Raw genomic sequence first — 19,047 nt, 5'->3', positions numbered from 1 at the left:
GCCGTCCGGACCAGGGACGGCGGCCGGACACCCGCGCCGAAAGGGTCCGGCGGCGGGCTGCTCCCCCAGCGCGCCGCCCCGCCGCCGGACCCGCCGGGCCGGCCCCGTCCCGCGCACGGTGGCCGTACGCACGGACCAGGCGGTCGTCGGAGAGGACGGGACCCCGGGTGGCAGCGCACCGCATGGAAAGACCGCGCCCGGCGGGCGGCACCGCGGCCCGGACGGCCGCCGCCCTCGTTCTGGCCGGCGCGGCCGCCGCGGCCGGCTTCGAGGGGCCGGCACACGCCGAGCCGCGGCCGGCGCCGGACCGGGTCCGGGCCGAGGTGGCCGAGCTGTACCGGGAGGCGGAGGTCGCCACCGAGCAGTACAACGGCGCGCGGGAGGAGGCCCGGTCGGCCGGGCGGCGGCTGCGCGCTCTGCAGGACGAGGCGGCCCGCAGGCAGGCCCGGCTCAACGCGGCCCGCGAAGCGCTGGGGTCGGCCGCGGCGGCGCAGTACCGCGGCGGCGGCCTCGACCCGGTCCTGCAACTCGTCCTCTCCCCGGCCCCCGACGGTCACCTGGACCGCGCCGCGCTCGCCGAGCGCGCGGGCAGCCGTCAGAAGGCGGCGGTGGGGCGCGTCCGCGCCCAGCTCCGGGAGATCGAGCGGCTGCGCGGGGCCGCACGCGTCGAGCTGGCGTCCCTGGCCTCCCGGCAGGCCGAACTGAAACGGCACAGGAGGACGATCACCGGAAAGCTGGATGCCGCACGCGCTCTGCTGTCCCGGCTGACGCCCGGACAACGCGCGGCGCTCGCCGACGGGACGGACCGCGCCGCACACGCTCCGGCGGACCCCGGGAACGGCCTGGCGGCTCCCGGCTCCCTCACCTCCCGGGCACCCGGTCCCCGCGCGGCGAAGGCCGTCTCCTACGCCTACCGGAAGATCGGCAGCCCTTACGTCTGGGGCGCGGCCGGTCCGAACGCCTTCGACTGCTCGGGCCTCGTCCAGGCCGCCTACCGCTCCGCCGGCGTCTCCCTGCCGCGCACGACCTACGCGCAGATCGGCGCGGGCCGCCGCGTCTCCCGTGCCGAACTCCTCCCCGGTGACCTGGTGTTCTTCTACTCCGGCATCAGCCATGTCGGCCTCTACGTCGGCGACGGCCGCATGATCCACGCCCCGAACCCGTCGGCCCCGGTACGCCTGGCCCCCGTCGACCACATGCCGTTCGCGGGGGCGACGCGGGTGGCCTGAGGCGGTCCGCCCGTCATGCCGGCCGTCACACCAGCCGGCGCGCCGTCGCCCAGCGGGTGAGTTCGTGCCGGTTGGAGAGCTGGAGCTTGCGCAGCACCGCCGAGACGTGGGACTCGACCGTCTTCACGGAGATGAACAACTGCTTGGCGATCTCCTTGTAGGCGTATCCCCGGGCGATCAGCCGCAGTACCTCGCGCTCGCGCTGGGTGAGGCGGTCCAGGTCCTCGTCGACCGGAGGGGCGTCGGTCGAGGCGAAGGCGTCGAGGACGAAGCCGGCCAGGCGCGGGGAGAAGACGGCGTCCCCCTCCTGGACCCGGAAGACCGAGTCGATCAGATCGGCCCCGGTGATCGTCTTGGTCACGTACCCGCGGGCACCGCCCCGGATCACCCCGATCACGTCCTCCGCCGCGTCCGACACCGACAGGGCCAGGAAACGCACCGGCCGCTCGGCGTCGCCCATCAACGGCGCACACCGGCGCAGCACTTCGACGCCGCCGCCACCGGGCAGGTGCACGTCGAGGAGGACGACCTCGGGCCGGGTCGCGGTGATGACGGTGACCGCCTGGTCGACGTCCGCCGCCTCGCCGACCACCTCGACGCCCGTCTCCTCGGTCCGTCCGATCTCGGCCTGGACCCCCGTGCGGAACATGCGGTGGTCGTCGACGAGGACGACGCGCACCCGACGTCCGCCGGTGCCACCGGCCGCCTCCGCGGCCTGTGCCGCTCCGTTCGCCTCGGTCGGCTCGCTCATGACGTCTTCTCCGCCCTCTCCATCTCCAGCTCGACCTCCGTACCGCCGTCCGGCACCGCGCGCAGCCGCGCCGTGCCGCCGTTGCGCTCCATGCGGCCGATGATCGATTCTCTGACGCCCATACGGTCGGCGGGTATCGAGTCGAGGTCGAAGCCCGGGCCGCGGTCCCGGACGGACACGAAGACCGTCTTCCCCTCGACCTCGGCGTAGACCTGAACGGCACCCCCCTCGCCACCGTACTTGGCGGCGTTGACCATCGCCTCACGCGCGGCCTGCATCTGCGCGGCGATCCGCTCGTCGAGCGGGCAGTCCCCGACGACGACGACCTCGAGGGGGACACCGTGCTTGTCCTCCACCTCGGCGGCGTTGCGCCGCACGGCGTCGGCGAGGGTGGTGGGCTCGTCGTCCTCGTCCTTGCCGGTGCCCTCGGGCTTGTAGAGCCAGGCGCGCAGGTCGCGCTCCTGGGCGCGGGCGAGGCGGCGCACCTCGCCCGCGTTGTCCGCGTTGCGCTGGATCAGGGTGAGGGTGTGCAGCACCGAGTCGTGGACGTGGGCGGCGACCTCCGCCCGCTCCTGGGCGCGGATGCGCATCAGGCGCTCCTCGGACAGGTCCTGGGTCATGCGCACGAGGTAGGGACCGGCGAGGAGCGTGACACCGACGAGGACCGCCAGGGCCGCCTGCAGCACGGAGCCGAGGTGGGCTCCGGAGCCCTGCAGGACGAAGATGCCCGAGACGCCCGCGGTCACCAGCAGCACGCCGGCACCGGCCCGCAGCAGGGTGACCGTGCGTCGGCGCCGGCCGACCTCGACCCAGCGGGCCCGCCGGGCGTTGTCCGCCTGCCGCCAGACCAGGGCCACGCCCGCGCCGACCAGCACGGTCGGCCAGAGGTAGGCCCGGGTGCCGTTGCTGATGTCCACACTGCCCACGAAGATCATGGCCACGACGACCATGAGCAGCAGGGCGACGATCTGCCCCTTGTCCGGTCTGCGGGTGACGAGTCTGCGCCGGCCGTCCGGCGAGGTCTCGGTGGTGACCAGCGAGGGCGGCCGCTGCGCGTCCACGCCGCCGACGCCGAGCGGCACGAAGAACCAGAACGCGGCGTACAGCAGCGCGCCCAGGCCGTCGGCCATGAACAGACCGACGAAGACGAGCCGTACCCAGATCACGGGCAGCCCGAGGTGTCCGGCGAGCCCCCGCGCCACACCACCGAGCCAGCGTCCGTCACTGCTGCGGTAGAGCTTGCGCGGAGGCCGCGGCTCGGCGAGGGGCGCTGTTGCGGCTTCCGACATGTCAACGATGGTCACACGCCCGGGACCGCCGGAACATCAGGGTCGGCCCCGGAGACTCCCCTGATCTCCCCTGCTCTCCCCTGATCTCCAAGGGCCGGCCCCGGCACCCGTCTCCCGTTCCCGGCCTCGCTCCCCCTCCCGGCACCGGTCCCGACCCGGTCCCGGCCCCGGTCCCGGTCAGACCTCAGGGGCGATATCAGGGTCCGGCCAGGGTCGTCCCGACTGCCGCCGCGGCGGCCCGCCCGTCACCATGGACACATGACAGATCACCAGCACGCCGCGACGGGTCCGGGGCCCGGCTCCGGCCCGCGCCCGGCTCCGGGCGCCGGGCCGGAGGACGCCGCGCCGGCCGCGGATCCGGCACGCGGCGCCGCGCCCCACGCGCGTGCGCACGAGCACGCGGGCGCGCGCGAGGAAGAGGGGGGAACCGCACCGCGGGACCCCGCCGAGGGGGCCGCGACCGGGGAGTCCCCGGCCCAGGAGCCCGCGGCCGAGCCCGTCCACCGCTTCCGGCGCGACCGCCGGCACAAGCTGCTCGGCGGGGTCTGCGCCGGACTCGGCCGGCAGTGCGACATGGACCCGGTGATCTTCCGGATCACCCTCGCGGTGCTCTCCGCCACCGGCGGCATCGGCCTCATCTTCTACGGCTTCGCCTGGCTCCTCGTCCCCTACGACGACGAGGAGGAGGAGAACGAGATCCGCAGGCTGCTGACCGGCCGGGTCGACGGCCACACGCTGGCGGCCGTGCTGTTCGCGCTGGTCGGCTGCGGTGTCTTCCTCACGATGCTGAACAACAGCGGCGTGCTGAGCTTCGCCGTCATACTCTCCCTGCTGCTCGCCGGCGCGGGCTACTGGTCCCGGCGGCGCGGCGCCCCCGACCCCGACCCCATCGCCGCCCAGGCCGCCGCGGACGCACCGCCGGAGCCCCAGGCCCCACCGGCGCCCACCGCCTTCCCCTCCTGGTGGCGCGACCCCATCGTCAAGGACGGCACCCACGTCGGCGGCACGGGGTACCTGTGGGGTCCCCGGGACTCCTACGAGCGGGACGTGGCGGCCGCCGTCACCATCGGGCTGGGCGCCCGCGCCCGCGACGACACGCACGTTCCGTACCGCCGGCCGCCCAAGCCGCGCGGCCCCCGCTGGATCGGCAGCTGGATCTTCCTGTTCGCCCTCCTCGCCGCCGGCCTCGGCACCCGCCTGGCCTGGGACGGACATCCCCTCGGCACCAGCCTGCAGATCGGCCTGGCCTGTGCGCTCGCCGTGTTCGGCGTCGGCGTGGCGGTCAGCTCGTTCCTGGGCCGCACCGGGGCCGGATCCCTCGTCCTGGCGGTCATCACGGCGGGCCTGCTGGCCGGCTCGGCGGCGATCCCCAAGGACATCGGCACCGAGTGGATACGCACGACCTGGGAGCCCGCCTCGGTGGCGCAGGTGCGTCCGGCCTACGACCTGGGCACCGGTACCGGCACCCTGGATCTGTCCGGCATACGGGTGCCCGCGGGAGAGACCGTGTCCACCCGCGCGGACGTCGGCCTGGGCCGGATCCATGTGATCGTCCCCGAGGGCGTGACCGTGAAGCTGAGCATCGAGGTGGGAGTCGGCGACTTCCGGTTGCCCGGCGACGACGAGAAGGACGTGGACGTGGCACCGGGCAAGCACAAGGAACTGACCCTGGATCCGCCCGCGGGCGTCGAGAAGGCGGGCACGCTCGACCTGGACCTCCAGGTCGGCATGGGACAGGTGGAGGTGAGCCGTGCTGCGTCATGAGTTCCAGCCGGGCAGGCTGGTCGCGGGTGCCGTCCTCACCCTCGCCGCCGTGCTCTACGCCGGCGACGCGGGCGGCGCCTGGGAGACCCCGTGGTTCGTCATGATCCCCGTCGTCACGGGCGGTCTGTGCCTGGCCGGTGCGGTGGCCTCCCTGGCCGGCCGCATACGCCGACGCCGCGTATCGAGTGCTCCCGGCCCGGACACGCCGGCCTGACCCCCTACCCGTACTCCCCCGTCCGCCGACGCCGCGCCCGAAGGGCCGCGTCCACGGACAGCAGGGGGGCGCCCGCCAGCACGAGCGGGGTCCAGGCCATGAGGTACGGAAGGTCGTTCCCGTAGTAATAGGGATCGGCGGCCCAGCTCACCGTCAGCCACAGGCTGAGGGAGATCAGCGCACCGCCCAGGGCGGCCAGGCGGGTGAGCAGTCCGAGCAGGGTCCCGATCCCGACCGCCAGTTCCCCGAAGGCAATGGCGTAACCGAACGCGACGGGGCTCTCCAACGCCAGGTCCACCAGCGCGGGGACGGCGGAGGAATCCCGGACGGCCCGCATCATGTCGCCGATGGATCCGCTCCCGGCCTCCTTCATGAACGCGCTGTCGGTGAGTTTGTCCAGGCCGGCGTAGACGAAGGTGATCCCGAGGAAGATCCGCAGGGGCACCAGGGCGTAGCGGGTCGCGGCGTCCCGCCAGTCCCCGTCGCCGTCGCCGTCGACGTGGCGGCCGTACGTACCCGTCCGCATGCTCTGAGTCATCGTCGCCTGCCGCTCCTCACCGCCGTACCGAGACCGCCTCACCAGACCATACGTACGGCATTCGGTCCCGGATCAACCCTGACGAACGGTTTTTCCCCGGATCCTGCGGCCCTCGCGCACGGAGGAAAGCCCCCGTGGAACGGTGGACGCCCGCGGCCCGCCTACTCCGTCACGTCGATCGCGTACCGGTTCGTCTCCACCCCCGCGGCCGTCACGACCTGCACCTCCACCCGGCCCGGCTCCACCTCCGCCGGTACCGGAACCGTCAGCAACGTGTCCGTCGGGTTGTCGAACCCACCCGTCACCGGCACCAGCGGCACGTGCACGTTCACCGCCCCCACCCGGACGACCATCCGCGCCAGCCGGTCGGCCTCCTGCGCGCCCGCCGGGACGAACCCCGCCCCGCGGATCTCGATGTCGTCGCCGGTCCGGATCGGCGCGTCCAGATCGCCGGCCTCCCGCGACCGCACCACCGACAGGATCACCGGCCGCCCGCCCTCCGCGTACTTCCCCGCGAGGTACGTCGCCGCCGACACGAGCACCACCACCGCGAGTCCCCACGGCAGATCCGGCAACTGGTCCGGTCGCCGGGCCAGCCGCACCGCCGCGAACGCCAGGGCGACGGCGCAGATCACGACGTACTGGATGTCGGCGAAGGTCCCCCGTCCGGCGTCGTCGGTCAGCAGGTCCGCCGCCCGCGGCCGGTCCGCGCGCACCTTCTGCAGCCGCTGCCCCAGCACCCGCAGTCCGACCACCCGTCGCACCAGCACGGCGATCCCGCACACCACGGCGAGGACGGTCACCACGCCCGCGCCACGGGCGAGTTCGAGCCCGGCGATCAGCGCGTCACGCTCACGGGGCCCGGAGGCCGCCGCCAGCCGCCCCGCCAGCACCAGCACGGCGTACGCCAGGAACAGCACCCAGGCGGCGGCCACCGCACGGGACGTGGAGAGGCGGTTGTCCTCCCCGATCACCGGCGCGAGCACCCCGCCGCGCGCCCGGTGGAACCACGACGCCGCGGTCAGCGCGCCCGCGACGACCAGCGCGGCCACCAGTCCCGCGGTGCGCGCGGCGGTCCATCCCGTACCGACCGCCGTGAGCGCCTGCCCCAGGAGCAGCAGCACGACCCCGGCCCACACGACCACCGCGGTCCGGTACCACAGGCGGGCCAGCCGGGCCGCGCCCTCGGCCCGCCCGCGTTCGGCGACGGCCCCCGCGGCCTGCGCCAACTCCTCCGAGACCCACTGCCGGGAGGCGGAGGCCGAGTGGGCCACCGCGGCCGGAAGCCCCTGTCCGGCCGCGAACTCGTCCCGCTTCAGCAGGAACGCGGCGACCGCGCGCCGATGCCCCTCCCGTGCCCCGTGCGGGCAGTCCCCGCAGGTGCAGCCACCCTCGTGCGGGGCCGCGTCCGCGCCGCCCCGTCCCGTCTCCTGCACCGCCACGTCCGAAGCCCGCCTTCCCCGCGCACCCGACCAGGACCACAACCCGGTGCACGCCCGCAGGACGCACACCCGCACACCGACAACTCCCCCGCGACGAGAGCGAATTGTGCCGCACACCAGGCCTCCCCCGTTCGGCAGGTCCCACCGGACGGGTGAACTTCGGCACGCCGTGCCGACCCGGTCGTGGATACCCGACACAAGATGTCCGGTATCCGCGCCACACTCGCCCCATGAACACGAACTGGGAGGCCTTCGCCGCGGCCGAGCCCGCTCTCGCGAAGACCGTCGAGGCCCGCTTCGGCGCGTACACCCACCACGTCCTCGCCACCCTGCGCAGGGACGGCTCACCGCGTACCACCGGCCTGGAGGTCCGCTTCCTGGACGGAGAGCTCTGGTTCGGCATGATGCCGGACTCGCTCAAGGCCCTGGACCTGCGCCGCGATCCGCGCTTCGCGCTCCAGGCGAACCCCGGGGAGGGCACGGGCATGGGCGGCGGCGACGTCCGGATCTGCGGCCGGGCGGTCGAGGTCGAGGACGCGGAGACCAGGGGCAGGTACGCCGAAGAGGTGGAACCGCCGGAGCCGTTCCACCTCTTCCGCACCGAGTTGACGGAGGTCGTACGGACCTACGTCGAGGACGACACGTACCTGGTCGTCCAGGTCTGGAAGCCCGGAGAGCCGGTGCGCACGCTCAAACGGACCTGACCGTCGGGACTACTCCCACTCGATGGTCCCCGGCGGCTTGGAGGTCACGTCGAGGACGACGCGGTTGACGTCCCGCACCTCGTTGGTGATGCGGGTCGAGATCTTCGCGAGGACGTCGTACGGCAGCCGGGACCAGTCGGCGGTCATGGCGTCCTCGCTGGAGACCGGGCGCAGGACGATCGGGTGGCCGTAGGTCCGGCCGTCGCCCTGGACGCCGACGGACCGCACGTCCGCGAGCAGGACCACCGGGCACTGCCAGATGTCCCGGTCGAGACCGGCCGCGGTCAGCTCCTCACGGGCGATGGCGTCGGCCTCCCGGAGCAGGTCGAGCCGCTCCTTGGTGACCTCGCCGACGATCCGGATGCCGAGGCCCGGGCCGGGGAACGGCTGGCGGTGGACGATCTCGTCGGGCAGGCCGAGCTCCTGGCCGACCATCCGGACCTCGTCCTTGAACAGCTGGCGCAGCGGCTCGATCAGCTTGAACTCGAGGTCCTCGGGGAGACCGCCGACGTTGTGGTGGGACTTGATGTTGGCGGTGCCGGTACCACCGCCGGACTCGACGACGTCCGGGTAGAGCGTGCCCTGGACCAGGAACTCCACCGCCGGGCCCTCGTCCGCGACGATCTCGGCCTGGGCCTGCTCGAAGACCCGGATGAACTCCCGGCCGATGATCTTCCGCTTCTCCTCGGGGTCCGAGACACCCTTGAGCGCGGCCAGGAACCGCTCCGACGCGTCCACGACCTTCAGCTGAACGCCGGTCGCGGCCACGAAGTCCTTCTCGACCTGCTCGGTCTCGCCCTTGCGCATCAGCCCGTGGTCGACGTACACGCAGGTCAGCTGGGAGCCGATGGCCTTCTGGACGAGGGCCGCGGCGACGGCGGAGTCCACACCGCCGGACAGGCCGCAGATGGCGCGCTTGTCGCCGACCAGTTCACGGATGGCGGTGACCTGCTCGTCGATGACGTTGCCGGTGGTCCAGTCCGGCTTCAGGCCCGCGCCCCGGTACAGGAAGTGCTCCAGCACCTGCTGCCCGTGCGTGGAGTGCATCACCTCGGGGTGGTACTGGACGCCGTAGAGCTTCTTCTCGTCGTTCTCGAACGCGGCCACGGGCACGACGTCCGTGGAGGCGGTGACGGTGAAGCCCTCGGGAGCGGCCGAGCAGGCGTCGCCGTGCGACATCCAGACGTCCTGCTCGTCCGGGGTGCCCTCGAAGAGGGTGGAGGACGTCCTGGAGACGTGCAGGTCCGTGCGGCCGTACTCGCGGGCCCCGGTGTTGTCCACCTGGCCGCCCAGGACCTGGGCCATGAGCTGGAAGCCGTAGCACATGCCGAAGACGGGGACGCCGGCCTCGAAGAGCGTGCGGTCGAGGGTGGGGGCGCCCGCCTCGTACACAGACGAGGGGCCGCCGGACAGGATGATCGCCGCGGGGTTCTTGGCGAGGATCTCCTCGACCGGCATGGTGCTCGGCACGATCTCGCTGTAGACCCGCGCCTCGCGGACGCGACGGGCGATGAGCTGGGCGTACTGCGCGCCGAAGTCGACGACCAGGACGGTGTCGGGCGCGTTGGCAGCGGGAGTCGCTGATGACACGAGGTGCCTTCCGGCGGTGGGGCGGGGGTCTTGTGCCTCCCGATTCTACCGGGGCGGGCGCGGAGCCCCGCCCTCGCTCCGTACGGATGTGCGGGAAGGCCCGTCTCACCATGCGGCCCGTGTTGGACGCCCCGGGGAAGCACGGCATACTGGCTCCATGCTCACCCACTCGACCTTCCTCTTTACCTATGGCAACCGGCCCGCCGGCTGCCGTGGTCGTGCTGCTTGAGCAACTGACAAGCGACTTCCCAGGCGCCCCGGGCCGACAAGGTCCGGGGCGCCTGGCGTTTTCCGGATCCTGTCGTTCCGAGGCACTCCGCACCCACCGTCGAGGAGCCCCGAAATGACCACCGCGACCCAGCCCACCGAGAAGACCGGCGCCCGCACCGCCGAGGCCGCCGAGACGATCACCGGCGCCCGCGAGCGGATCGACGCGCTCGACGACCGGATCATCGGTCTCGTGCAGGAACGGATGGCCGTGTCGGCCGTCATCCAGCAGGAACGGATCGCCTCCGGCGGCCGGCGCGTGAACCTCTCCCGCGAGATGGAGATCCTCGCCCGCTACCGGGACGCGCTGGGCAAGCCGGGCACCACGCTCGCGATGACCCTGCTGGAGCTGTGCCGGGGCAAGGTCTGAGCCGGCGGACGGCCCGCGGCCGCACCCCCGTTCCCGGCACAGACGTACGCATCGCCTCTCACCCGTACGGTGCGTGACCGGTGCCGGAACCGCTTCGTTGGTACCGGTGTCCGTGCCAGCCAGGGGCGGGCCCGAAGAGAACCACGCGTGGCTCGCCGGAGCGATGAGACGTACGGATCTGCCGTACGTCGTGGGACCTCGCTCCGGAGGAGTGACCGGACGGCAGGGGACAGCAGCCCGGTCACCGAGAGAACGGCCGGCTCCGGGGACGCCCGGGGCCGGCCGGCGGGAACCGTGCACGTCCGGCCCCGGCGGCCGCGGAGGACGCGCCCGCCGAGCACGACGCACCCGCAGGACCCCGCAGCGGTCCGGCCCCCCGCGGGCCACCGCGTCGCCCTGCGCCCGCACACGAGACCAGCGGCGTCGCCCCCCGGGCGCCGCTCCCGGGCACCGACGCCGCCCCCGACGTCGGTGCTGACGAGAAGGAAGGGCCCCGCGGCTCCACCCCGCGGGGCCCTTCGCCCGTCCCGCGGCCGTCGGCCTCAGGTGCGGGTGACGACGCCGCACCCCCCGTCGTCCCCGACCACCTCCCTGCTGCGGTCGTACGGGTCGAGCGCCTCTCCGGTCGGCTCGGGGCCGGACTGCAGGTCGGCGAGGAACTGCGGACGGATCACGCCGTCGCCGTCCCGGCAGTCGTCGTTGGATATCTCGCCGTCGACGGCGGTGATCCAGAGGTGCCCCTCGGTGCCCCGGTACCTGGTGAGGTCCGCGACGCTCACCTCGACCACCCGGCGCACGACGGCCCGGGTCACCTCGTCACCGCCGTCGGCGCGGGCCACCGCGTACACGAAGGTGTAGTCGGCCTCGATCACGGCCTTCCCCGCGGCTCCCCGCTCGGGCTTCACCGTCATGCGGCCGCGGACCCGCGCGTCACCGACGAGGTCGACCTCCTCGGGATCGAAGCGGGTGAACGTCCACACCGGGTCGTTCTCCTCGGTGGGCCCGCGCAGCGCGGCGCGCAGGTCGGAGAGGTACTCCTCCTCCAAGGGGTCCACGAGGGCCAGCGCCTTCCCCGGTGCACCGCCCTTCAGCACCTCGGGGTCGAGGTTGGAGGCGACCAGGAACTCCTTCGTCCGCCGCAGGGCCCCCTCGACCCGGTCGGCGGGAACCCCGTTGACCGCCTTCGCCTCCGGCGGCCGGATGGCGTCCGCTCCCGACTCCCAGCGGTCGGCCGGGGATCCGGCGAAGGGCCGCTCACGGGTGGGTGTGCCGGCGGGGGCTGCGGAGGGCGCGCCGTCGGGGCGGGCGGTCTCGGGGGCGAGCGGTGCCGGGGACGCCGTGCCGGTCGCGTCCGTACCGCCGGGGTCGTCGCCGGGTCCACCGGGCAGCCAGGACAGCGCGGCGGACGGGTCGACGGCGACGACGGCCAGTGCGGCGGCGGCCAGCACGCCCACGACGCTCCAGCCCTTGCGACGGCGCGAGGCCCTGCCGTCCCCCTCCCGCCAGGCGGGGCCGGTGCGCCAGCCCTCGGGCCGGGCGGGCGCGGGGGCGCCCTTCTTCCTGCCCCAACTGCGCCTGCCGCCACCGCCGTTCGCTCCGGCCTGCGCCTCGTCCATGGCCCGCAGCCGCTCGGTCACCATGCGGGCCCGGGCGGAGGGTTCCTTGGGGGCGGAGGAACGGATGTCGCGCTCGCTGTCCCGGACGAACTTCTCCCACACGTCGTCGGGCAGGGAGGAGGATTCCGGTCTGGGCTCTTCGGACGGCTGCTCGGCCACGGGGTCGCGGACTTTCTCTCGGCGGTTGTCGGCGGCCGAGCGTACGCCGGCGGTGATCACCCCTCAGCAGTGATCCACCTCACATAAGAATTCTGTGAGGTACAGGACAACCATTCGAACGCGCCGTTGATCGAACTCACCGAATCCTCACGGACCACACAAGTGCGCCCCACACGGAGGCGCCGCCCACCTCGTGCCGCACCCTGCGGCACACCGGACTTCCCGAGGTCTTCATGAAGCTTCGCCGCGCCATGGCCGTAGCGGCCGCGACGGCAGTGATAGCCCCGGTCGCCCTCCTCGCGGCCCCGGCCGCGTACGCGAGCGACTCCGAGCCCGCTCCGAGCCTCTCCGCGACCGAGTCCCCGGCCGGCGAGGAGGGGGAGCAGGACGAGACGTCCCCCTCGCCGACCGCGACCGAGTCGACCGAGCCGGCTGAGCCGACCGAGCCGGCCGGCGAGGCCACGCCCACCGCCTCCGCGACCGAGTCGGCCCCGGAGACGGGCACCTCCCCGTCGCCGACCAGCCCCGCGCCCAGCACCTCCGCGCCGGAGGAGTCGGAGTCCCCGGAGCCCGAGCCGTCCATCTGCGAGGACACCAAGGTCGACGTCAGCATCACCGGCCTGCCCGGCAAGATCGCTGCGGGCAGCGGCTGGCACAAGTTCTCGCTGAACGTGGTGAACAACTCCGACTCCACCCTCCAGGACCTGGACTTCCTCGCCGGTGCCTCCTCCGACGCGGACGGCATGGACCTGTTCAGGAGCAAGCAGGTCCAGCTCCAGGCCTGGAACCCCGACGCCAAGGTCTGGGAGAACCTCGACGAGGAGGGCTACGCGGTGGGCTACATCGGCTACACCGACGAGCTCGAGCCGGACTACCAGGTCAACATCCCGATGCGCCTCAACGTGAAGGCCTCCGCCCCGGTCGGCGCCGGCTTCACGATCGGCATGACCGTCTACGGCGACGCCGACGGAGAGTGCACCGGCTTCGGCGGCGTGTCCTACCGGTTCCAGATCGTGTCCTCCGGCACGAACACCGACGGCACCAAGCCGCAGGAAGGCGGCAAGGCGCCCGTCACGGACAAGAAGCCGAGCGCCGACACGCCGAAGGTCACCGGCAGCCTCGCCGAGACCGGTTCCAGCTCCGCCCTGCCGATGATCGGCCTGGTCGGCGGTGCCGCCGTCGTGGCCGGTGCCGGGGCGGTGTTCGTGGTGCGCCGGCGCAAGGCCGGTGTGGAGGCGTAACGACGCCTGACCGCGTGCCGCGCGAGGTGTCGCGCAGGACGAGGGGGAAGGACCTGGGCTCGGAGGGGAGCCCAGGTCCTTCCCCCCTTTCCCCTTCTCCCGCGTTCTTCCTTCTTCTTCCGTCCTCCCCCGCTTCCGGCTACTTCTTCGGCGGCACCGTCGGCATGCCCAGGAACGGCAGCTTCAGCGCGCCGAACGCGTCCGCCGGGACCGCCGGGGACTTCGGCTCGACCGGCTGGAGGCGCCGGTAGGCGGCGCCCTGCTCCGGACGCGGATCGGCCTCGCCCTTGTTGGGCCAGTACGACATCGCCCGCTCGGCCTGCGCCGTGATGGTCAGGGACGGGTTCACCCCCAGGTTCGCCGAGACCGCGGCCCCGTCCACGACCGAGATCCCGGGGTGGCCGTAGAGGCGGTGGTACGGGTCGATCACGCCGGTCTCGCGGGAGGCGCCGATCGGGCAGCCGCCCAGGAAGTGGGCGGTCAGCGGCATCCCCGTCAGCTCCCCGATGTTGGAGCCCGCGAAGCCGTTGATCTCGGCCGCCAGCGCGGACGCGCCGTCCGTGGCCGCCTTGATCTGCTTGGGGTTGGGCGCGCCGTGGCCCTGCCGGGCGGTGAGCAGGCCGCGGCCGATCCCGGACGGCTTCAGGTACGTCGTCAGGGAGTTGTCCAGCGACTGCATCACCAGACCGATGATGGTCCGCTCCGACCAGCGCCGGTTGGAGAGGGACCGGAGCATCAGCCAGGGGTGCCTGGCCGCGTTGCCCAGCCAGCCGAGCACCCTGGCCGCGCCCGAACCGCTGCCCGCGTACGGGACCTGGAGGATGGACAGACTGCCCATCGAGTTGGAGCCGCGGCCGTAGCGGACCGGCTCGATGTGGGTGTTCTCGTCCGGGTGGATCGAGGACGTGATGGCCACCCCGCGGGTGAAGTCCACCTTCGGCGCGCCGGTCGCCCTGCGGTAGCGGCGGTCGTCGGTCTGGGCGCCGACGAGCGCTTCGGAGTTGGTGCGGGTCAGCTCGCCCAGCCTGTCCGACAGGTGGGGCAGCCGGCCGGCCGCCTTCATGCGGTGCAGCAGCGTCTGGGTGCCGTACGTGCCGGCGGCCAGGACGACCCGGCGGGCCCGGAAGGTGCGGTCCTTCCCCTTGCGGCGGTCGTCGGTCGGGAGCGTGACGACGGCGTAGCCGCCCCGCGGGTCCTCGGTCACCGACACGGCCGTCGTCATCGGGTGGACGACCGCGCCCGCCTTCTCGGCGAGGTGGAGGTAGTTCTCGTTGAGGGTGTTCTTCGCACCGTGCCGGCAGCCGGTCATGCACTCGCCGCACTCGGCGCAGGCCCGCCGCGACGGCCCCGCCCCGCCGAAGTAGGGGTCGGGCACCTCCTGCCCGGGCTCGGCCCTCACCTTCCCGTCCGCGTCCTCGCCGTCGCCGAAGAAGACGCCGACCGGGGCCATGTGGAAGGTGTCGCCCACGCCCATCCGCTCGGCCGCCGCCCTCAGGTGCACGTCCGACGGGGTCGTCGTCGGGTTGAGCCGGACGCCGAGCATCCGCCGCGCCTGGTCGTAGTACGGCTTCAGCTCCTCCTGCCAGTCGGTGATGTCCCGCCACTGCGGGTCGTCGAAGAAGGGCTTGGGCGGTACGTACAGGGTGTTGGCGTAGTTGAGGGAGCCGCCGCCGACACCCGCGCCGGCCAGGACCATGACGTTGCCCAGCAGATGGATGCGCTGGATGCCGTACATGCCGAGCCCGGGGGCCCACAGGTAGTTCTTCAGGTCCCAGGAGTTCTTCGGCAGGGACTCGCGGGTGAAGCGGCGGCCCGCCTCCAGGACGCCGACACGGTAGCCCTTCTCGGTCAGACGGAGTGCCGAGACCGAGCCGCCGAAGCCGGAGCCGACGACGATGACGTCGTAGTCGTACGCGGCGTCGTCGTCCGGTTCGTGGACGGGGTTCTCCTGTGACACGTGCTCTCCTCGTCGAAGCCTCGGTGCGGGGGCGGCCGGGCGGTCCGGTGGCCTAGCGGAAACGGAATGCCTTCATCAGGCGCAGGCTCCGGCTCATGAACGCCGCGTACCTCTCGTCGTCCATGCCGAGCGAGGGGGCCATCGGCAGCAGCCGCTGGTGGGCGACGGTCTGGGCCTCGGTGTACTTGAGGATGCCCTCGGCGCCGTGCCGGCGGCCCAGTCCGGATTCCTTCATGCCGCCCATGGGCGACTGGACGCTGCCGTACGCGGAGGCGTACCCCTCGTTGATGTTCACGGTGCCGGTGCGCAGCCGGGCGGCGACCTCGTGACCGCGCCGGGCGTTCTTCGTCCAGACCGAGGAGTTCAGGCCGTACGAGGTGGAGTTGACGCGCTCGACCGCTTCGTCGTCGGTGGTGAAGCGGTAGACGGAGACGACCGGGCCGAAGGTCTCCTCGCAGCACAGGGTCATGGTGTCCGTGACGCCCTCGAGGATGGTCGGCTCGTAGAAGAACGGGCCGATGTCCGGGCGGGCCACGCCGCCGGCGACGATGCGCGCGCCCTTGGCGACGGCGTCCTCCACGTGCCGCTTCACGGTCTCCAGCTGGTGCCCGCTGACCAGCGATCCCATGTCCGCGCCGTAGGTCAGTGAGCCGCCCAGCCGCATCGCGCGCGTGCGGGCCGCGAAGCGGTCCAGGAAGGCGTCGGCGATCGACTCGTGGACGTACAGCCGCTCGATGGAGATGCACAGCTGACCGGCGGAGGAGAAGCAGGCGCGCACGGCACCGGCCGCCGCCTTCTCGAGGTCGGCGTCCTCCAGGACCACCATGGCGTTCTTGCCGCCCAGTTCGAGGGAGACGCCGACCAGGCGGTCGGCGGCGACCGTGGCGACCTCGCGGCCGGTGCGCGTGGAGCCGGTGAAGGAGACGTAGTCGCCGCGCTTGACGACCTCGGGGCCGACGACGGGGCCGAGGCCGATGACGGCCTGCAGGACGTCGGCGGGCAGTCCGGCCTCGATCAGCAGGTCACGGGCCCACAGGGCGGTCAGGCAGGACTCGGTGTCGGGCTTCATGACGACCGCGTTGCCGGCGACCAGGGCGGGCAGCGCGTCGCCGACGGACAGTTCGAGGGGGTAGTTCCAGGGGACGATCTGCCCGATCACCCCGCGGGGGTGGCGCAGTTCGACGGTCCTGGTCAGCACCGGTACGGCACCCGCGTGCCGCCGGGGCCCCAGGTACGCGGCGGCCCGGCGGCCGTAGTGGCGGGCGGCGACGGCGACGGCCTGCACCTCCTCGTGGGCGTGCAGGCGGGCCTTGCCGGTCTCCAGCTGGATCAGGTCGAGCACCTCGGCCTGGCGCTCGAGCAGGAGGTCGTGGAAACGCAGGAGGACGGCCGCGCGCCGGCGCACCGGGATCCGCGCCCACACGGCCTGGGCGGCGCGGGCCGCCTCGAACGCCTTCTCCACGTCCTCGGGCGTGGACTCGGGCAGATCGGCCAGCTTCTCGCCAGTGAACGGCGTGTGGTTGGCGGTGCGTCCGGAACCGATCACTCCCTTGGTGAGCCGGGCCACCAGCTCGGGGGTCACCACGTCGGCGGCGGTGCGGGCGCCCTCCGGGGCGGGGGCGAGGGGATTGGTGCCGGTCGTTTCCCGGGTCTGCGCGTCCGTCATGAGCCGCAGGGTATGCCCGGGCGCACACTTTGTGTACCCGTCGGTAACAGATTCACCGACCGCTCACACCCCGCCAGTGAACGCTGGCAACAAACCCCCTGATCAGGGCGTTGACGGTGAGCGGGCTCCCGGATTACTACTTTCCGATCTCGAGCCGGTCACGAGGCCCTCGGGGACCTCGGTGCACGGCGGACGCGCCCCGCGGACCGGAAACCGGCAGCTCGGACGGGCCGTGCCCCTCTCCGCCCTCTCCGCCTTCAAGGCCCCGACCCCACCCCCACTACGACATGCGCCGTGGCGAGTTCCAGGTGGGAGCCGGTCTCCTCGACCCGGCCCTGGTCCAGGACCGCGACGCGGTCGCCTGGGGCCGTGGTGGGCAGCCGGTGGGCGACGAGGACCGGCGTCTTGTCCCGGCAGTGCGCGCGGAGCGCCTCCGTGACGTGGTCGGTGTCGAGCGGGACCCGGGTCCGGGCCGGCCGGTTCAGAGCTTGTCGACGTCCAGGTTCCCGATCACCGTCCTGGCCACCTCGCGCCCGCGCTCCGTGAAGTCGCCCTTGCCCGGGTAGCTGACGGTGAGTTTGTACATGTCGCCCTCACCGGTCCTGTAGTAGAAGATCCGCATCTCGCGGGGGCGGGGGTTCTGGCTGTCGTCGGTGGTGTAGACGACGGTGTTCTCGGCGGCCTTCTCCCCCCGGTAGGTCAGGTTCGGTCTCGGCTCGGTCTTCGGGTCCGCCGGCATGTCGAGGGTGTAGTTGCCCCTCTCCTTGAACTCGGCGTCGTCGTCGTACATCTCGGCGTCGGCGGAACCCGCGATGGTGTTGCCGGTGTCCTCGCCCTTCTTGTCGAGCGTCAGGCCGATCCAGATGCTGCCGCTCCAGTCGGTGTAGCGGACCCAGTGCCCCCGGTCCGACTCCCGGTCGGGCACGGACCGCTGGTAGTCCTGCGGCACCGCGACGGTCGCCGCGACGTCCTTCTCCTTGTGGGTCTTCCAGCCCTCCGGCAGCGGGCCCGCGAAGGGGTCGGCGACCACCAGGTACGCGGCCACCGCGCCGGCCACGAGCGCCGCGCCGAGCCCGATCAGCGTTCCGCGGCCGATCCGGACGCCCTTGCCGCCGGGGGCGGGGGCCCGGACGACCTGCGTGGGCCGCGGCTCGGGCGGGTTCGCGGCCGCCTCCAGCAGGGCACGGACCCGGGCGGCGTTCGGACGGTGCGCCGGGTCCTTCTGCAGCAGGCCGTTGATGACCTCGGCCAGCGGTCCCTGAGCGGAGGCGGGCGGCGCGGGCGTGGCGTTGAGGACCGACTGGAGCGTGGCGGGGGTGTTGCTGCGGCGGAACGGCGAGACGCCCTCCGTGGCCGCGTACAGCACCACTCCGAGCGACCACAGGTCGGAGGCGGGGCCGGGACGCTGGCCCAGCACCCGCTCGGGCGCGATGTACTCGGGGGAGCCGACGAAGCCGCCGGTGTCGGTCAGGTTGGTCTCGCCCTCGATCTGGGCGATGCCGAAGTCGGTGAGGACGACCCGGTCGTACCGGCCGAGCAGCACGTTGTCCGGCTTCACGTCACGGTGCAGGACGCCCGCCGCGTGCGCGGCCTCCAGCGCGCCGAGCACCTCGAGGCCGACCCGGGCGGCCTCGCGCGCGGAGAGGGTGCCCTCCTCCTGCAGGACGGCGCCCAGCGAACGGCCCTGGACCAGTTCCATCACGATCCACGGCCGGCCGTCCACGACCGCGACGTCGTGCACGTTGACCACCGCCGGGTGGTCGAGCCGGGCGGCGGCACGGGCCTCGCGGCGCATCCGCTCGAAGGCGTTGGACCGTTCACGTTCAGGAAGGTGGTCCGGGACGCGGGGCTCCTTGACGGCGACCTCGCGGTCCACCGTCTCGTCCTTGGCCCGCCACACCGTGCCCATGCCGCCGTGCCCGAGCTTGGCGAGCAGCCGGTAGCGGCCGGCGATGATCCGCCCGGTGCCGGGTTCGGGGGACGGCCGGGACGAGGGCTGGGCCTGGGACGGAGGCCGGGGCGGCTGTGCCGGAGCGTCGGGCCGGGACTCGCCCCGGTCCGGCGCGGACCCCTGGTTCTGCCCCTGCTGCGGAACCACCTGCGTGGGCGCCGCGTACGGGTTGCCGGGGTGCGGCACGGCGACGGGCGGGTTCGGGTTCGGCGGTTGCAGACCAAAACTGGTGGGCTCGTCGGCCCCGTGGCGGGCTCCCCCATCGTTGCTCATGACCCATCCCTATCGCGCCATGCCGT

At 73.1% G+C, this 19,047-nt stretch carries 15 protein-coding genes and 1 pseudogene; 7 read left to right on the top strand and 9 right to left on the bottom strand.

Annotation, left to right across the window (positions count from 1 at the left end):
• Positions 1-167 precede the first annotated feature (167 nt).
• Entirely contained in the window at positions 168-1,229 is a 1,062-nt protein-coding gene (locus CP969_RS23630) for a C40 family peptidase (RefSeq protein ID WP_026084941.1), read from the top strand.
• Positions 1,230-1,254: 25 nt separating this feature from the next.
• On the opposite strand, the gene CP969_RS23625 is transcribed toward CP969_RS23630, so the two are convergent.
• Both CP969_RS23625 and CP969_RS23620 read right to left on the bottom strand, forming a co-directional pair.
• Positions 1,255-1,980, bottom strand: coding sequence for a LuxR C-terminal-related transcriptional regulator (locus CP969_RS23625; RefSeq protein WP_004984314.1), 726 nt, complete (start codon positions 1,978-1,980; stop codon positions 1,255-1,257).
• Positions 1,977-3,269, bottom strand: coding sequence for an ATP-binding protein (locus CP969_RS23620; RefSeq protein WP_004984316.1), 1,293 nt, complete (start codon positions 3,267-3,269; stop codon positions 1,977-1,979). Before CP969_RS23620 ends, CP969_RS23625 begins: the two co-directional genes overlap by 4 nt.
• Positions 3,270-3,527: 258 nt before the next feature.
• On the opposite strand from CP969_RS23620, the gene CP969_RS23615 reads away from it, so the two are divergent.
• On the top strand, positions 3,528-5,033 hold the full coding sequence (locus tag CP969_RS23615; protein WP_016824958.1) for a PspC domain-containing protein: 1,506 nt from the start codon (positions 3,528-3,530) through the stop codon (positions 5,031-5,033).
• On the top strand, positions 5,020-5,247 hold the full coding sequence (locus CP969_RS23610; protein WP_004984319.1) for a hypothetical protein: 228 nt from the start codon (positions 5,020-5,022) through the stop codon (positions 5,245-5,247). The genes CP969_RS23615 and CP969_RS23610 overlap by 14 nt, the downstream gene beginning before the upstream one ends.
• Before the next feature lie 4 nt (positions 5,248-5,251).
• Here the strand turns inward: CP969_RS23610 and CP969_RS23605 are convergent, their stop codons facing one another.
• Both CP969_RS23605 and CP969_RS23600 read right to left on the bottom strand, forming a co-directional pair.
• A complete protein-coding gene (locus CP969_RS23605; protein WP_399474552.1) occupies positions 5,252-5,785 on the bottom strand; it encodes a DoxX family membrane protein in 534 nt (177 codons plus the stop codon).
• 161 nt (positions 5,786-5,946) lie between these two features.
• Positions 5,947-7,227, bottom strand: coding sequence for a hypothetical protein (locus CP969_RS23600; RefSeq protein ID WP_016824960.1), 1,281 nt, complete (start codon positions 7,225-7,227; stop codon positions 5,947-5,949).
• Between the two features lie 230 nt (positions 7,228-7,457).
• On the opposite strand from CP969_RS23600, the gene CP969_RS23595 reads away from it, so the two are divergent.
• Positions 7,458-7,931: a pyridoxamine 5'-phosphate oxidase family protein gene (locus CP969_RS23595; RefSeq protein ID WP_016824961.1), complete on the top strand. Its 474-nt coding sequence runs from the start codon at positions 7,458-7,460 to the stop codon at positions 7,929-7,931.
• 9 nt (positions 7,932-7,940) lie between these two features.
• Here the strand turns inward: CP969_RS23595 and guaA are convergent, their stop codons facing one another.
• On the bottom strand, positions 7,941-9,521 hold the full coding sequence (gene guaA, locus CP969_RS23590) for a glutamine-hydrolyzing GMP synthase (protein ID WP_004984326.1): 1,581 nt from the start codon (positions 9,519-9,521) through the stop codon (positions 7,941-7,943).
• Positions 9,522-9,864: 343 nt separating this feature from the next.
• On the opposite strand from guaA, the gene CP969_RS23585 reads away from it, so the two are divergent.
• A complete protein-coding gene (locus tag CP969_RS23585) occupies positions 9,865-10,158 on the top strand; it encodes a chorismate mutase (protein WP_004984328.1) in 294 nt (97 codons plus the stop codon).
• Positions 10,159-10,700: 542 nt separating this feature from the next.
• Here CP969_RS23585 and CP969_RS23580 read toward each other — a convergent pair.
• Positions 10,701-11,933: a hypothetical protein gene (locus CP969_RS23580; RefSeq protein WP_026084942.1), complete on the bottom strand. Its 1,233-nt coding sequence runs from the start codon at positions 11,931-11,933 to the stop codon at positions 10,701-10,703.
• A 233-nt stretch (positions 11,934-12,166) separates the two neighbouring features.
• On the opposite strand from CP969_RS23580, the gene CP969_RS23570 reads away from it, so the two are divergent.
• A complete protein-coding gene (locus CP969_RS23570; RefSeq protein WP_026084943.1) occupies positions 12,167-13,174 on the top strand; it encodes an LAETG motif-containing sortase-dependent surface protein in 1,008 nt (335 codons plus the stop codon).
• Between the two features lie 139 nt (positions 13,175-13,313).
• Here the strand turns inward: CP969_RS23570 and CP969_RS23565 are convergent, their stop codons facing one another.
• Together CP969_RS23565 and CP969_RS23560 are read right to left on the bottom strand one after the other, a co-directional pair.
• Complete coding sequence (locus tag CP969_RS23565) at positions 13,314-15,131, bottom strand: GMC family oxidoreductase N-terminal domain-containing protein (protein WP_016824964.1); 1,818 nt, start codon at positions 15,129-15,131, stop codon at positions 13,314-13,316.
• Positions 15,132-15,183: 52 nt separating this feature from the next.
• Positions 15,184-16,797 carry a succinic semialdehyde dehydrogenase gene (locus tag CP969_RS23560; protein WP_004984337.1) on the bottom strand — a complete coding sequence of 538 codons (1,614 nt, stop codon included), beginning with the start codon at positions 16,795-16,797 and terminating at the stop codon, positions 15,184-15,186.
• A gap of 148 nt (positions 16,798-16,945) precedes the next feature.
• Between CP969_RS23560 and CP969_RS34655 the strand changes: the two are divergent.
• Positions 16,946-17,065: pseudogene (locus tag CP969_RS34655) on the top strand (IS110 family transposase); the annotation flags it as partial.
• A gap of 213 nt (positions 17,066-17,278) precedes the next feature.
• Here the strand turns inward: CP969_RS34655 and CP969_RS23555 are convergent.
• Positions 17,279-19,021: a serine/threonine-protein kinase gene (locus CP969_RS23555; protein WP_171817472.1), complete on the bottom strand. Its 1,743-nt coding sequence runs from the start codon at positions 19,019-19,021 to the stop codon at positions 17,279-17,281.
• Positions 19,022-19,047: the final 26 nt, after the last annotated feature.

It is taken from the genome of Streptomyces viridosporus T7A, assembly GCF_008704515.1.
GTDB classification, from domain to species: domain Bacteria; phylum Actinomycetota; class Actinomycetes; order Streptomycetales; family Streptomycetaceae; genus Streptomyces; species Streptomyces viridosporus.
The sequence above is the reverse complement of the archived record's forward strand: the minus strand, read 5'-3'. Positions and strand labels throughout refer to the sequence as shown.